The organism is Acinetobacter sp. ANC 4648, assembly GCF_002135345.1.
In the GTDB taxonomy this organism is placed as follows: Bacteria; Pseudomonadota; Gammaproteobacteria; order Pseudomonadales; family Moraxellaceae; genus Acinetobacter.
Genome location: NZ_NEGI01000002.1, coordinates 117825 through 132737, shown reverse-complemented (window position 1 = coordinate 132737; position 14913 = coordinate 117825). Strand labels below are relative to the sequence as shown.

Annotated in this window: 14 protein-coding genes; 6 read left to right on the top strand and 8 right to left on the bottom strand. The window is 37.9% G+C overall.

Features of this window, described 5'->3' with window-relative positions; genetic code table 11:
- Positions 1 to 40: 40 nt before the first annotated feature.
- Positions 41 to 1525 (bottom strand): SmvA family efflux MFS transporter, encoded by a 1485-nt coding sequence (locus B9T27_RS03770; RefSeq protein WP_086205530.1) that lies wholly within the window; start codon positions 1523 to 1525, stop codon positions 41 to 43.
- Between the two features lie 115 nt (positions 1526 to 1640).
- Here B9T27_RS03770 and B9T27_RS03765 point away from each other — a divergent pair, with 115 nt between their 5' ends.
- The 3 genes from B9T27_RS03765 to epmA all read left to right on the top strand — a co-directional run bounded on the left by B9T27_RS03765 (position 1641) and on the right by epmA (position 4486).
- A complete protein-coding gene (locus B9T27_RS03765; RefSeq protein WP_086205529.1) occupies positions 1641 to 2234 on the top strand; it encodes a TetR family transcriptional regulator in 594 nt (197 codons plus the stop codon).
- A 201-nt stretch (positions 2235 to 2435) separates the two neighbouring features.
- The gene (locus tag B9T27_RS03760; RefSeq protein ID WP_086205528.1) at positions 2436 to 3503 is read left to right on the top strand and encodes a 4-phosphoerythronate dehydrogenase; all 1068 of its coding nucleotides are present in this window, start codon (positions 2436 to 2438) and stop codon (positions 3501 to 3503) included.
- Positions 3500 to 4486 carry an EF-P lysine aminoacylase EpmA gene (gene epmA, locus B9T27_RS03755; protein WP_086205527.1) on the top strand — a complete coding sequence of 329 codons (987 nt, stop codon included), beginning with the start codon at positions 3500 to 3502 and terminating at the stop codon, positions 4484 to 4486. The genes B9T27_RS03760 and epmA overlap by 4 nt, the downstream gene beginning before the upstream one ends.
- Positions 4487 to 4581: 95 nt before the next feature.
- Here the strand turns inward: epmA and B9T27_RS15120 are convergent, their stop codons facing one another.
- From B9T27_RS15120 to map, 3 genes are all read right to left on the bottom strand, one after another.
- Positions 4582 to 4716 (bottom strand): hypothetical protein, encoded by a 135-nt coding sequence (locus B9T27_RS15120; RefSeq protein ID WP_265733415.1) that lies wholly within the window; start codon positions 4714 to 4716, stop codon positions 4582 to 4584.
- The gene (locus tag B9T27_RS03750; protein WP_086205526.1) at positions 4709 to 5935 is read right to left on the bottom strand and encodes an MFS transporter; all 1227 of its coding nucleotides are present in this window, start codon (positions 5933 to 5935) and stop codon (positions 4709 to 4711) included. Before B9T27_RS03750 ends, B9T27_RS15120 begins: the two co-directional genes overlap by 8 nt.
- A 390-nt stretch (positions 5936 to 6325) precedes the next feature.
- The gene (map, locus tag B9T27_RS03745; RefSeq protein WP_086205525.1) at positions 6326 to 7153 is read right to left on the bottom strand and encodes a type I methionyl aminopeptidase; all 828 of its coding nucleotides are present in this window, start codon (positions 7151 to 7153) and stop codon (positions 6326 to 6328) included.
- 210 nt (positions 7154 to 7363) lie between these two features.
- Between map and rpsB the strand changes: the two genes are divergently transcribed.
- From rpsB to B9T27_RS14740, 3 genes are all read left to right on the top strand, one after another.
- Positions 7364 to 8116 (top strand): 30S ribosomal protein S2, encoded by a 753-nt coding sequence (gene rpsB / locus B9T27_RS03740; RefSeq protein ID WP_086205524.1) that lies wholly within the window; start codon positions 7364 to 7366, stop codon positions 8114 to 8116.
- A 139-nt stretch (positions 8117 to 8255) separates the two neighbouring features.
- A complete protein-coding gene (gene tsf, locus B9T27_RS03735; RefSeq protein ID WP_086205523.1) occupies positions 8256 to 9134 on the top strand; it encodes a translation elongation factor Ts in 879 nt (292 codons plus the stop codon).
- A 283-nt stretch (positions 9135 to 9417) separates the two neighbouring features.
- Positions 9418 to 9654, top strand: a complete 237-nt coding sequence (locus B9T27_RS14740) for a DUF3465 domain-containing protein (protein ID WP_416224383.1) — start codon at positions 9418 to 9420, stop codon at positions 9652 to 9654.
- Between the two features lie 121 nt (positions 9655 to 9775).
- Here the strand turns inward: B9T27_RS14740 and B9T27_RS03730 are convergent, their stop codons facing one another.
- The 4 genes from B9T27_RS03730 to mltB all read right to left on the bottom strand — a co-directional run bounded on the left by B9T27_RS03730 (position 9776) and on the right by mltB (position 14879).
- Positions 9776 to 10228, bottom strand: coding sequence for a DUF962 domain-containing protein (locus tag B9T27_RS03730; RefSeq protein ID WP_086205522.1), 453 nt, complete (start codon positions 10226 to 10228; stop codon positions 9776 to 9778).
- Between the two features lie 449 nt (positions 10229 to 10677).
- Positions 10678 to 12384, bottom strand: a complete 1707-nt coding sequence (locus B9T27_RS03725) for an amidohydrolase (RefSeq protein WP_228146150.1) — start codon at positions 12382 to 12384, stop codon at positions 10678 to 10680.
- 596 nt (positions 12385 to 12980) lie between these two features.
- Entirely contained in the window at positions 12981 to 13592 is a 612-nt protein-coding gene (locus B9T27_RS03720) for a septal ring lytic transglycosylase RlpA family protein (protein ID WP_086205520.1), read from the bottom strand.
- Positions 13593 to 13877: 285 nt separating this feature from the next.
- A complete protein-coding gene (gene mltB, locus B9T27_RS03715) occupies positions 13878 to 14879 on the bottom strand; it encodes a lytic murein transglycosylase B (RefSeq protein WP_086205519.1) in 1002 nt (333 codons plus the stop codon).
- Between the last annotated feature and the right edge of the window lie 34 nt (positions 14880 to 14913).

Genomic DNA, 14913 nt, shown 5'->3' with positions numbered 1-14913 from the left:
ACTCAGCAATGGGCTTTTTTTACTTAAGACTGTGTAGAGCTTATTGTTTATTGGTGTGTTTCGATAATGCCCAATAGACAAATAGAGACAGAATAAAGAACAGTCCACCAGCAATTCCAAGCACTTGGCTATGTGAATGAGTAAATGCCTCCGATGCAGCATGTTTTAAACTTAGCATCAGGGATGGATCCAACTGCTGAGCAACTTGCATGGCTTCACCAATTGAAGCATTGGCAGCGGCTTTTATCTCCGTAGGAAGTGTGTTGGGAAGGACTATATTTTGCGTATAAAAGAAAGACAGCATTAATCCAAAGATGGTAATCCCCAGACCAGCACCGAGTTCATAAGCCATACCTTCAATTGCACCAGCAGCTGTGGCTTTATTGGCTGGAACAGATGACATGATGGCCGCAGTTGAGGATAACAGTGCAATTTCAACACTAATTCCCATAAGTACCATCCAAGCCCAAGCTTGCATATGCTGTGTATCAAAATTGGTCATGGCAAGCCCCCAAAAGCTGGCTGCACACATCAACATTCCCATTGTTGCGACAGGACGTAATGGATATTTGTTCATCAGCACACTGGCAAATGGCCCACCTAAACAGATAGCAATCATAAAGGGCAGGATAAACAAACCAGCTTCTAGTGGCGAATAACCATATACGAATTGTAATTCTTGTGAGAGGAGCAGCTCAAAACCAACCAATGCGATCATCGCAACGATCGCCATCACGATACTGGTAGAAATAACCGGATGTTTTAATATCGAAAAGTCGATCATCGGCGTGCGTGAAGCTAATTGCTGACGAACAAAAAATACCAATAAACTTAAACCAATAGCCAATATAATCAATAAAATGCTATTGAATTCATGCATGCTGGTTTTGATTGCATAAATAATCATTAAAATTGCAGAAACTAAAACCAGTGCTTGCATCAAATTTAAAGGTTGTGTTTTTTCACCTTTTTGTTTGGGAACAACAAATGTTGTCAAAATTAATACTAAAATAATAATCGGCACATTAATGAGGAATATTACACCCCATTGGAAATGTTCAAGAATGAATCCCCCCAGCAGTGGACCAAAGGCTGCACCACCACCACCGATAGTCCCCCATAGACCTAAAGCATAATTCCGTTCTTTTTCATCCAGAAAGGTATTTCTAAGACCTGCCAATGTAGCAGGTAAAATCATGGCTGCACCAACACCTAAAAATGCACGAGCAGCAATCAGCATTTCAGCCGTAGATGAAAATGCAGCAGCAAGAGAGGCTAAGCCAAAGACTGTAGCCCCTATGAGCATGAGTCGTTTAAAGCCAATCCGATCTCCCAAAGCACCCATAGGTAAAATTAAACCGGCCATAATCAGGGAGTAGATATCCATGACCCACAGTAATTCATTGCCTGATAATGACAGCGCTTCATTTAATGAAGGGATAGCAACATGTAACACCGTTGCATCAATAGAGACAGGCAAATAGATTAAGACGATGATTGCGAGGATCATCCATTTACGATACATATTTCACCTGATTTTAAACTTGGACGGTTGTTCAACTACTTAAAGTATAACTTAACTTGAACAAATGTCCAAGTTTACATAAACTACGTCTATTAAATTTTGGTCGTCATTCTTTATGCACTATCTAAATCGGGAACAGCGTCGAGAGATGATTTTAAATGCGGCAAAACAGCTTGCATTAAATGAAGGTTTTAATGCGATGACTGTTCGACGAATCGCAACTGAAGCGAATGTTTCAACAGGACAGGTACATCATCATTTTGCATCATCATCACATTTAAAAGCAGAAGTGTTTATTGAATTGATGGATCAATTAAATGCAATCGAGAATCAGGTAGTCACTACGACTTGGTATGAACGAATTTCACTATTGCTCGGGTGTGAAAATATTACGCAAGTGCAACCGTATTTACGTTTATGGAATGAAGCAGAGGTTTTGATTCATCAGGATGAAGAAATTAAAAAAGCCTACAATATGACCATGGAAAGATGGCATCAAATAATTGTGACTTTGATTGAACAAGGCATTGCGCAGAATGAGTTCAAAATTTTAAGTACCACCACTATTCAGGATGTGGCATGGCGTTTGATTGCTTTTGTTTGTGGCTTGGAAGGTATCTTTCAACTTGGTTTAAAAGGTCTTACTGAAAATATGTTTAAGCAACATACTGAAATGATGATCCGCTTAGAGTTATTCAATAATATTTAGATTTGTTCTTAACTTACTACAGGGATATGAAAGCCTTATTATTTTAAATGGAGACATTATTACGATAAAAATTGCTTAGCTTAGATGTATAAATGATACCTTATGCTTCGGTTTCTAGTTTTTAGCCATGTATCTCCCAATCACATAGTCTTCAATGCTACAACGCGTTATGATATTCAAATCAAACTATTGGAATGCGTTATGAAAATCGTTGCAGATGAAAATCTTGCATTTACCGAGTATTTTTTTTCAGAATTCGGAGAAATTCAGCAAGCAGCAGGACGTACTTTAACGCCTTCAGATGTACAAGATGCAGATGCGTTATTGGTTCGGTCTGTAACCCATGTTAATCAAGCACTGATTCAAAATTCACAACTTAAATTTGTTGGTAGTGCAACCATTGGTACGGATCATTTAGATATTCCAGCATTAGAAAAACGTCAGATTAAATGGTCAAATGCTGCAGGCTGTAATGCTCAGGCGGTGGCTGAATATGTAATTACAGCACTATTGCATTTAAATCCAGATCTATTCGATCAAAATAAAAAAATGACGTTGGGCATTATTGGTCTAGGTAATGTCGGCTCTCGTTTGGCTTATATGGCTCAATTATTGGGTTGGAACGTGATTGGGTATGATCCTTTTGTAGAGCAGCATAGCACTCAGCAAGTTGAGCTGGATAATTTATTGCAAACAGCAGATGCAATTTCTATTCATGTCCCATTAACGAAAGTAGGTTTGCACCCTACTTTTCATTTAATCAATGCTTCCGCTTTGTCCATGATGAAACCTGAGGCAATATTAATAAATTCGGCACGTGGTGCTGTAGTCGAAGAAGTCGCTCTTATTGCGGATATTCAAAATACACAGCGTCAGGTGGTATTGGATGTCTTTGAACATGAACCTGAAATTTCTGAACAATTACTAAATTTAATTAGTCTGGTTACGCCCCATATCGCAGGTTACAGCTTAGAAGGTAAGGCTCGTGGTACGCAAATGATTTATGAGGCTTTTTGTCAAACCTTTGGATTTACGGTCGATAAAAAATTTGAAAGCCAATTACCGTTGTGTGAATTATATTTTCAAGATGAAAATTTGATCCAAAATTTACAACAGCATCTCATACAAATTTATGATATTTCACGTGATGATGCCAATCTACGTGCATGTTTAAAGGGGGGTAAAATCGATCAAGTAGCTTTTGATCGCTTGCGTAAAAATTATCCATTACGTCGAGAGTGGGCTGCTCATGGAGGGCCTTACGCATGAGTACAGAACAAAGCATAAATTACCAACCCAGTTGTGATGTAAGTGCTTTAAAAGCCCGTGCGAAAATGTATAGTCAATTACGCCAGTTTTTTGCAGAGCGTGAGGTATTAGAGGTTGAAACGCCAATACTTTCTCAAGCAGGGACAACCGATGTACATTTGGCTTCAATTCAAGCACTACGGCATGTTGGTGGTAAAAAGAAAATTCATTATTTGCAAACCTCACCTGAATTTGCAATGAAGCGTTTGCTCGCGAGTGGGAGTGGGCCAATCTATCAAATCTGTAAAGTTTTTCGTGATGATGAACATGGCCGCAAACATAATAGCGAATTTACTATGTTGGAGTGGTATAGACCGAGTTTTAGTCTCAAAGATTTAATGTATGAAGTTACTGATTTATTGAATGTGGTTTTGGCAGAACGTTTTGGTCAAGTTCGACCCATAATTATGAGTTATAAACATGCATTTCAAGATCGCTTAGATATCAATCCATTAACGGCAACTTTAGTTGATCTCAAAACGGCAGCACAGCGAGTGGGCTTAAATATTGATTTAGGTGATGATCGTTTAGCCTATATCGACTTACTCTTTTCACACATGGTTGAACCAAGCTTAGGTTTTGATACACCTGTGTTTTTAACAGATTTTCCTGCTGAGATGGCATCATTAGCCAAAATTCAAATTGATGCGGATGGTGAACAGGTAGCAGCACGTTTTGAGCTGTATATTGAAGGCTTAGAGCTTGCCAATGCTTATGATGAGTTGATTGATGCTGATGTTTTACGTGATCGATTTGAAGCCGATAATGCTGAAAGAAAAAAACTCGATTTGCATGTAATGCCAATTGATGAATACTTACTTGCTGCTCTACCCAATATGCAGGAATGCTCAGGTATTGCTTTAGGAATTGATCGATTGTTGATGGTCGTTATGCATAAAATGCGGCTAGAACAAGTCATTACATTTCCAGCTGAAATATCATAGTCACTGTATTCTGGCTTAAGTTTTATATGCGTTGATAATCTTTCAAAGCTCATCATATTTTTAAATATTGTGCACACGAATGTAGTTCATCTACCTTAATGTGCACAAAAAGCCTGATTAAAATATTCAAATAATTCAGGGGTTTTTGACCATAATAGTATTGCTAGTCCGAAGAACAATATCATACCAATACAAATACTGGTTTTTAACCAGAGTAGAGAGTTAGTCATTTACGATGGACTCCTCATTTACAAAGAAATGTACCAATACACCCAAGAAGCTTAATACAATAGAGCATGCCCAAATAATGTTGTAGTTACCCGTCATATCATGATTTAGACCACCCAACCAACCACCAAAAAATGATCCAATTTGATGAGTAAAAAATACAATACCGCTTAGCATTGTTAAATATTTTACGCCAAACATATTTGCAACTATGCCATTGGTCAGAGGGACTGTAGATAACCACAGAATTCCCATGATTGTACCAAAAGCATAAACCGTCCAAGTGCTTAGAGGTAGGGCTAAAAAGGCAATAATTGTAATGCCGCGTAAGCCATAAAGTCCCATGAGTAGATGTGGCTTGGAATATTTATCACCTAAATAGCCAGCAGCAAATGTTCCAATAATATTAAATAAACCAACCAGTGCCAGAAAAATAGTGCCAGTGGTTGCATCAAAGCCATGATCGATGAGATAGCCTGGCAGATGTATACCTAAAAAAACCACTTGAAAACCGCAGACTAAAAAACCTAAAGCGAGCCATAAAAATGGTTTATGGTTAAAGGCAATTTTTAGAATTTGTTTAAAACTAATAGAGGGTTTAGCTGAGGAAGTTATTGTATTTGTAGTATTAGATTTTGGCGTTTTCAGCATCCATGCCAATGGCACAATAAAAGCAACCAGAATTGCGCTAATCACCAGAGCAGAAGACCAGCCCACACTTTTCAGCATTAACAAGGTCGTTGGCAACATAATGAACTGACCAAATGAACCCGCAGCACTGGCAATACCCATTGCCATACTACGTTTACTTGGATGTGCTGCACGACCTACAGCAGAGAGTAATACAGAAAAAGATGTTGCTGAGAGGGCAAAACCAATAATTAATCCGACACTTAAATCGAGTAACCAGACGGTAGAACTCACTGACATGAGTAATAAACCGATGGTATAAAGTACTCCACCAACAGCCACTACAATTTTACTGCCGTATCTATCTGCGAGCGCACCAGTAAAAGGTTGCACCGCTCCCCACAGTAAATTTTGTATGGCAATGGCTAAGCTAAAAACTTGATGACTCCATCCAAACTCATGACTGATTGGGACTAAATACAGTCCAAAACCATGACGAATACCTAAAGAGAGCGCCAGAATGAAAGCGCTGCCGATGAGCATGTAAATGAGAGATTTAGAAAAACGAGTATCTTGCTGAAGCGTAGACATAAACAATCCGTTGAGTCGTATTGATTAAATTGTAGATGATTCATGTAATTGTGGCGATAAAATATAAATTTATCGATTGATAAAATAAAGTTATGCCAATGTGATGATTAAATGAGTGGAAGTATTTAAAAAGAAAGCTCTCGTATAGAGGGATAGATAACATATATAAAATCTTAAAGTAGGTATGAGCTTCTTAATAAAATGTCATTACTTAAAGCTTTTATTTTTTAAGGCAGATTAAAAATTTAAGCTAAATTTATATTATAAAGGTTCTAAAACTCGGATTCATTTAAAGAATGATTGAGGTTGAACGGTAAGTGAAAATGAAATTAAAAAGGCCACAGCGAGTGACCTTTTTAATTTGGGTAGTATTTTAAATCAATAACAGTTCTACTTCATAAAGCGAGACAGATCTTCTTCAGGTCGAGCAGTGAGAATTTCAACGCCTGTTTTAGTCACCAAGAGTGTGTGTTCATACTGAGCTGATAAGGTATGATCTTTGGTTACCACTGTCCATTTATCACCCAGCAATTTAGTTTTCCAATCACCACCATTGACCATCGGCTCAATCGTAAAAGTCATACCTTCTTCTAAAATCATTCCGCTATTGGGTTGACCATAATGTAGTACTTGAGGCTCATCATGGAATACCGTGCCAATACCATGACCACAATATTCACGAACTACACCAAAACGTTCAGATTCAACATATTGTTGAATCGCATGCCCAATATCACCAATAGTTGAACCTGGTTTTACAGTTTCTATACCACGATACATCGCTTCTTGTGCCACTTTACATAAACGTTCCGCAAGGATAGTTGTTTCACCACCGACGATGTACATCATATTGGTATCGCCGTGATAGCCGTCTTTAATCACAGTCACATCAATATTTAGAATGTCGCCCTTTTTGAGTACTTTGCTGGCAGACGGAATGCCATGACAAACCACATGATTTACTGATGTACAAATCACATGTTGAAAAGCTGGACGTCCAGGTGCAGCACCATAACCTAAACATGCTGGAATGGCATCTTGAACATTGACAATATAGTCATGACAGATCGTATCAAGTTCTAAAGTGGTAACACCTGGAACAATATGCGGCTTGATCATATCCAAGACCTCTGCCGCTAGTCGTCCCGCCACACGCATTTTTTCTATTTCATCTGGAGTTTTAATTAACCGACGTGGTGCTTCATAAGTACTGTTCATGATCATTAAAAACTTTTGGAAATTTATATGTGACTATGGTATAAATAGCCGCCCAATTTATCAAATGCTTTTCGTGAATAATTTCACAAGAAATTTTGATGGTGGGTATTTAAAAATCCGCACATATGTCGTCACATTACTCTGGGTGCCTGAAAGGGTGGAGAATGCGGACATATGGAGGCCTAACCCAAAACTTTAAGGTAAAAGAAAATGGCAGATTATAACGTAGGCATGCGTGACCTTCTTCAAGCTGGCGCGCACTTTGGTCACCAAACTCGCTTCTGGAACCCAAAAATGCGTCAATACATTTTTGGTGCGCGTAACCGAATTCACATCATTAACCTTGAGCACACTGTTCCTGCGTTAAACGATGCATTGAATTTCGTTAACAAACTAGCAAGCAAAAAGAACAAAGTATTGTTCGTTGGTACAAAACGTGCTGCTTCTAACATCATTCGTGAACAAGCTCAACGCGCTGGTCAACCATACGTAGATCACCGTTGGTTAGGTGGTATGTTGACGAACTGGAAAACTCTTCGTCAATCAATCAACCGTTTAAAAGATCTTCAAACTCAAGCTCAAGACGGCACTTTCCTTAAGCTTACTAAACGTGAAGCTTTAGAACGTACTCGTGAGATGGACAAACTTGAACGTGCTTTAGGCGGCGTTAAGAACATGGGCGGTTTACCTGACGCATTGTTCATTATCGACGTTGATCACGAAGCGATTGCGATCAAAGAAGCGAAGAATCTTGGTATTCCAGTAATCGGTATCGTTGATACAAACTCTAACCCAGATAACGTTGATTATGTTATTCCGGGTAACGATGATGCGATCCGTGCAGTAACTCTTTATGCTTCAGCAATGGCTAATGCAATTATTGCTGGTAAAGAATATGCGCAATCACAAGCAAATGCTCAAGTTAAAGTTGAAGAAGCTGCTAAAGAAGCTCCTGAGGCTTAATGCGTTTTGACGTAAGATTGTCATTTTTGCGACATGTAATGGTGGCAAATTAAGCGTCAAGAGAGCAGACGGCCCAGAGAACACTTTGGGCCGTTTTTGTTGAATAGATTCAATTTTCTACCGTATTTAGGAGAACAACATGACTGCAGTTACAGCGAGCATGGTAAAAGAATTACGTGACCGTACTGGTCTTGCGATGATGGAATGTAAAAAAGCATTAACAGAATCGAATGGTGATGTTGAATTAGCGATTGATAATCTTCGTAAATCAGGTCAAGCAAAAGCTGCTAAAAAAGCAGGCAATATTGCTGCTGATGGCGCAATTACAATTGTTCAAGAAGGCAACAAAGCTATTCTTTTAGAAGTAAACTGTCAGACTGACTTTGTTGCTAAAGATGAGAACTTTGCTGGTTTCTCTGCAAAAGTTGCTGCGGCTGCGCTTGCTGCAAATGAAGTTGATGCTACTAAAATTGCAGAACTTAAATTAGAAGATGGTTCAACAGTTGAAGAAGCGCGTGTTGCTCTTGTTCAAAAAATTGGTGAAAACATCCAAGTTCGTCGTGCGAAAATTGTTGAAGGTGAAAACCTTGCAGTTTACAAACACGGTCTAAAAATTGGTGTAGTGGTTTCTTATACTGGTGATGCTGCAACTGGTAAAGGTATTGCAATGCACGTTGCTGCATTCAACCCTGTTGCTGTAACTGAAGCTGAAGTATCTGCTGACCTTATTGCTAAAGAAAAAGAAATTGCTGAAGCTAAAGCAATTGAATCTGGCAAACCAGCAAATATCGTTGAAAAAATGGTAACTGGTTCAGTTCAAAAGTATCTTAATGAAGTTGTACTTGAGAACCAGATGTACGTAATTGATAATGACAAAAAAGTTGCTGACGTATTGAAAGCAACTGCTACTGTTGTTACTCAGTTTGTTCGCTTCGAAGTAGGTGAAGGTATTGAGAAGAAAGCTGAAATGAGCTTCGCTGACGAAGTTGCTGCTGCTCAAGCTGCTGCTGCTCAATAATTTTACTGTGAAGTAAAAGTATTTTTATAAAAAAGCCCCGTTTAGGGGCTTTTTTATGCTTGAAATACGTGAAAATTGGAGTGCAGATGGCAAATAAAACAAATATAAGTATTGGGGCAGTTATTATTTAATTAATTTCAATCTATTTCAGTATCGATCTGCAACAACATAAAGTCAAAAATGCATCTTCGTGGGATGTTGTAATTCAGTAACCCAAATGGAATGTTAATATTCCTCCATTCGGTCGTCATCCGTCAATGCATACTGAGGATGATACTGCAAAATTACTCAATTTTTACCCAATAACAAAGTAAGGTGCAAGTGTTACACATCAAGTCAAGTGAGGATGGTGTTACCTGATGATAATGAAGGCTCGCACCAGCAAAAAATTATTTTTATTTTGGGAAATGGTTTGACGTTCTTGGTTGCACAGAATATAGATTTTGCATTTAGAATTAAAAACTTACATAAAGGGGGATGGGATCGAACTTTTTTGGTGAATATGAATTATAGTTATTAAAGTGGTTCGTTCATCGGTGACGTTATGACTCTCAAAAGACACTTTAAAATGAATGGTTAGGGTGTAGTGGAAGAACTTCTGAATGGTAGTTCTTCCGTTTAAAAAACAATCAGGTCATTATTTAGCTAGAAATCAGTCTGTTTTGGCGAGTTCTCCATTTAGGTATAATCTTACCTAGATAAGCATCCATGCACCATACAGGCCCAATAAGGAGAAACTGGAGGTCTTTAAGGAATGAAGGTTTTTTACCTTCAATTTTATGGCCATAAAATTGTCCAATCCATGCGACTACAAAAATGCCGATATAAAAACCACCCCCCACTGGAAGGATGTAAATTAGCCAAGCCATAACCAGTAGTAATGCAGCCATTGCAACAGCTAAAACAATATCAAGGCGTGCATAGAAAACCAAGGTTAGCACTAAAAGTAATGCAGTCAGCATGGCACTGAAATGCGCAATAATACCAATCAGTGAAAATAAAATTGCAGGTACACAAATCCAATGGATGGTTTTGTTGGTTTTATTTTGATGACTTTCACTATATTCATCAAACCATTCTGTTATTGATTTCATATGAGCACTCCATGCATGTCTTTAGAATTTTTAATGTATGACTTACTTTAAAATATAAACGAGGAATGCATAATGGTCAAAATAATTTGAAGTTAAGTCAAAAGGATCATGTTAGCCAAATCACTTGAATTAATCGAATTTTTAGAATCAAGCATATTTTAAGTTTAGTGTTGTGGTAATACGTGGACTTCAATTTTGGAAGTGAGCAGTCGCTATTTAAAGCGAATAAGCTAAATTTATTCTAGGTGGTTTATATCTATCATGGATTGGCTAAGCTTAAGGCGATGAGCGCTACTTTATATTTAGCAGTTGAATATTCTTATATATTAAACTTTGGAAAGCTTAGTTTTAAATCATTGGGTTTCACTGTGTATAGCCAATACAGTCAAACCCAATACGTAAGCAAAAATAATTTTAATTGCATAACTGTTGGAATTAGAACTTAGTGATTATTTGGATTCTAATTCATAAACAGGGTTACCTTCTTTGTAGGTTGCTAAAATTTTAATATCTTTTAAGTTTTGATTTGGGATTGTAATCGGGTTTTTATCCAAGATTACAAAGTCAGCGAGCTTACCCACTTCAATGGTTCCTTTGTCTTTTTCTTCAAAATATTGAAAAGCAGCCCAGTCAGTTACAGATTTTAAGGCAATATAGGGGCTAACTTTTTGGTCTTCACCCAATACATAACCAGAACGTGTGACTCGATTTACGGTTGCATCAATGGTCATCATGCTATGTGGGGGAATGACTGGTGCATCATGATGTTCTGTAAATATCATGCCTCTACGTAATGCAGAACCCGTAGGGGAGATTCGACTTGCCCGTTCAGGGCCTAAAGTTTCAAATCTATGCCAATCCCCCCAATAATAAGTATGCAATGAGAAGAACGATGGGATTAAACCTAATTTTTGGGCACTATCTAATTGATCTTCACGTATGGTTTGGGCATGAATTATGACATTTCGACGATCTTCCTTGCCATATTTTTGGGTAGCAGCTGTAATGGTCTGAATATATTGATCAATAGCGGCATCACCATTTGCATGGGCTAGAATTTGCCAATGATGCGTAAACGCTAAATCAATAGCATCTTGCACAGTTTGTTTAGAGTAAGCAGGATAGCCACGGTAGCTTTTGTCTTCACCTTCAGGTGGAATGAGATAAGGTTTAGTGAGCCAAGCAGTTTTTCCTTGCGGTGAACCGTCTAAGCTAATTTTTACTCCACCAATTCGGAAATGATTTTGATAAGTTAGACTGGTGCCATTTTTGAGCATATAGTCTTTTTCATTCATCGCATCGGGATAAGATACCAAATCAATTTTAAGCTGACCTGTATTGGCTAAATGACGCCATAATTCAGTTGTTCCTGAATCAGCACGGCCTTCTTGGACTGTAGTATAACCATTTCGCATATATGCATTTAAGGCTGTTTTTGCCATGTTTTGCATTATATCTGGTGGAACTTGTTTAAAGGCTGTTGCCATTGCAGAAAAGACAGCAGCTTCTTCTAATACACCATTGGGTTCTTGTGAAGCAGCGACTCTACGAATGACACCTCCAGAAGGGTTAGGTGTATTTTTATCTATTTTGAGCAATTCTAAAGCTTTGTGATTGACGGTCGCCAAATGTCCAGATTGGTGCAAGATAATAACTGGATTGGTTTTTGAGACTTTATCTAAGTCATCTGCAGTCGGGTGGCGCTTTTCATTTAATTGGGCATCGTCATAACCATTTCCAATAATCCAGCCCGAAGTTGCTTTAATAAAGCTAGTATTTTTTTCTTGCCAATCTTTCATAGCTTGAATAAGTGAGGCAATATCAGTAACAGTACCATCGGGAGCGGGGTATAGATTAGCTACAGTTTGTTGTAAACCCACGCTATTGACATGGCTGTGTGCATCGATAAATCCAGGAAGAAGGGTGTGATTGTGAAGGTTGAGCAAGGTTGTATTTTTACTTTTTAATTTTTTCGCTTGATCTAAATTTCCTGCAAATTTAATTCGCCCATTTTCAACAATTACAGCTTCGACATAGTTGGGAGATGTACCTTGCATGGTCAAAATCGGACCACCAAAAAATAATTGTGAATCTTGATCGGATATATTTTTAGATTGTATGGGATTGCTGGCACATCCGAAAAGTAACTGTGACATCAATATCGGCAAAGCTATTTTAGAAACTTTAAAATGATAACGGAATGACATAATTACTCCAACAATTAAAAACCAAAAATGAAATAAGTAATACAGCAATTTGTTTGAAACTAGCAGAACAGTAGTTTTTTGTATAGAAAAATTAAGTAAGGAAACGTAGTCAATCTAATGATTTTTCGAAGAAAGCAAATATTTTAATTAAGTACTAAAACGATTGCGAAAGCGTAAAATAGACAGTCATACCACTCAGATGAAAATATTAACTCAAGCAATAATTTTATTTGGTGACTTTGAACTAATTTGCTTACAGCTGAAAATGTTAATGGGGTTAAAGCAATGACTATAGCTCCATCAAGTGCAGAGTCAAGAATGGTATGCTGAAATTACCTGGCTGATTGCGCTCATGATGGTTGTACTAAGAATACCAATAGCCTTCAGAATAAAACCAATAGTAATGGTAAAGCATGAGCTAAGCTTAATGGTGTGATGATCTGATATTTGATCCGCTAGTTTTATTGTAGGAGGACTTTCAGCTAAAAATAAAAAAGCCACTGATTAAGTGGCTTTAATGTTAAATACAGATGCAGATCGATAAATTAAGAGTTTGGTCCATCAACTCGTTCAATATTGACACGACCAGTACCAGTACTCGTCATACCTAATTGTTTTGCAGCACCATAAGAGAGGTCAAGTACTCGGTTACCATGGAAAGGACCGCGATCATTTACTTTAACGACAACACTCTTACCATTATCTTTGTTGGTTACACGGATGTAGCAGTTCAAAGGTAGGCTGCGGTGCGCTGCGGTTAACTCATTCATATCGAATGTATCACCACTTGCAGTTTTGCGACCGTGGAACTGACGGCCATACCATGAAGCAACACCTGTTTGACTAAATTTACGAACGGTGTTTGAAGCAACGGTATTCAATTTATCAATAACTGAAGGTTCATCATCTGGAATTGCAATTTTAGCTGCAATAGTTTGGCGACGAATTTTATCACCCGTACTTTCAGTGATTGCTAAACTGTTCAAATTTGAAAAGTGTGAATTAAAGTTATTTGAGTCTTTGCTAATCACACGTGAAGCAAGACTTGAATTATCTGAATCATTGTTTAAATATGACGACTGAACCATTTCAGCATTTATGGAAGTCACACTTAAACCCATGGTCAGGGCAATCATATATTTAAGCGAAGCATGCATAGATTAACTCCTTGGAACCTGTGTTTAACTTTCTAAGTCGCTGAAAATTAACCATCGAGGTCTGTAAATTCACTTTTGCAACTGCATTTAACGGTAGGGGATAATATTCACGCAGCAATAAAGCTGTCTACTAATATTTGATAAACAGATACAAAAAGCACAAAAACTTACTTAAATTGATCAATAAATAATCATCATTGTAACATTTTATTTAAAAAGTGTGCTTTGTGATCAAATTGACAAAAATATTTCTTGACTTCGTTTCTGTGTATTGAAATGCGAGTCTTAGCGACTCGTAATTTCAGTGCCTAAAAGCCATAAGGCAGTAGCATACATACGACTTTTATTATAGGTGGTAATCACTTGGAAATTCGGAGAGGTGATGTAGTAAATCGGGCCATAATTTTCTTGTAATTGAATGACATTCACTAAATCTAAGTCATCCAGTTGGACAGCAGGATTCATGGGAGAAATGCCTTGTTTTTTCAGAATGCCATAAGGGGTTGGTTGCAATAAATCTTTGGCAATGACTGAGTCTGGCGTGTTTCCAATATAACGTGCGGGAAATGCAATTGGCTGATTACGTTGCCAACCATGTTGTGCAAGATAATTTGCAATGGAACCAATGGCATCGACTGCAGAGTTTCTTAGATCGACATGACCATTGCCATCGTAGTCAACACCGAATTTTGGAATATTACTTGGCATGAATTGTGGGTAACCAATCGCACCTGCATAAGAACCTACAACTGAATGGGCTGCTACACCATCTTTATATGACCATGCAATGAGCGCTGCGAGCTCATCTTGAAAATATTGGGCCCGACGCTCATATCCAAAACCAAGGGTTGCTAGCGCGTCTCTGGTGATGAAATTGCCTTTGTTGGCTCCAAACCCCGTTTCAACACCTAAAATGCCTAGAATAATAGCTTGCGGAACGCCAAATTGTTGTTCTGCTCGATTTAATGTATCTGCATACTGGTTTTTAAATCGGACACCGCGCTGAATAGTACCTTCGGATAAAAAATTAGACTTATATTCATACCATGGCTTACTTTCACCTGGGCGATTCATAATACTAATAATGCTTGGAATATTTTTTGAGCCATTCATTGCCCAATCAATTTGTTCACCACTTAAACCATAGGTTTGCATGGTCTTACTTTTGAAGTTGTTGTATTGAGGATCATTGGCAAAATCATTTGCCTGACAAAAACTAGAAACTGAAAATGCAGCTGCACAAAAAGCTAAATTTCTTACTTTCTGAAAAAGCCCAAAGCTAGACATGTGTTGTATTTTCCTAATTATTTATGTGTATAAA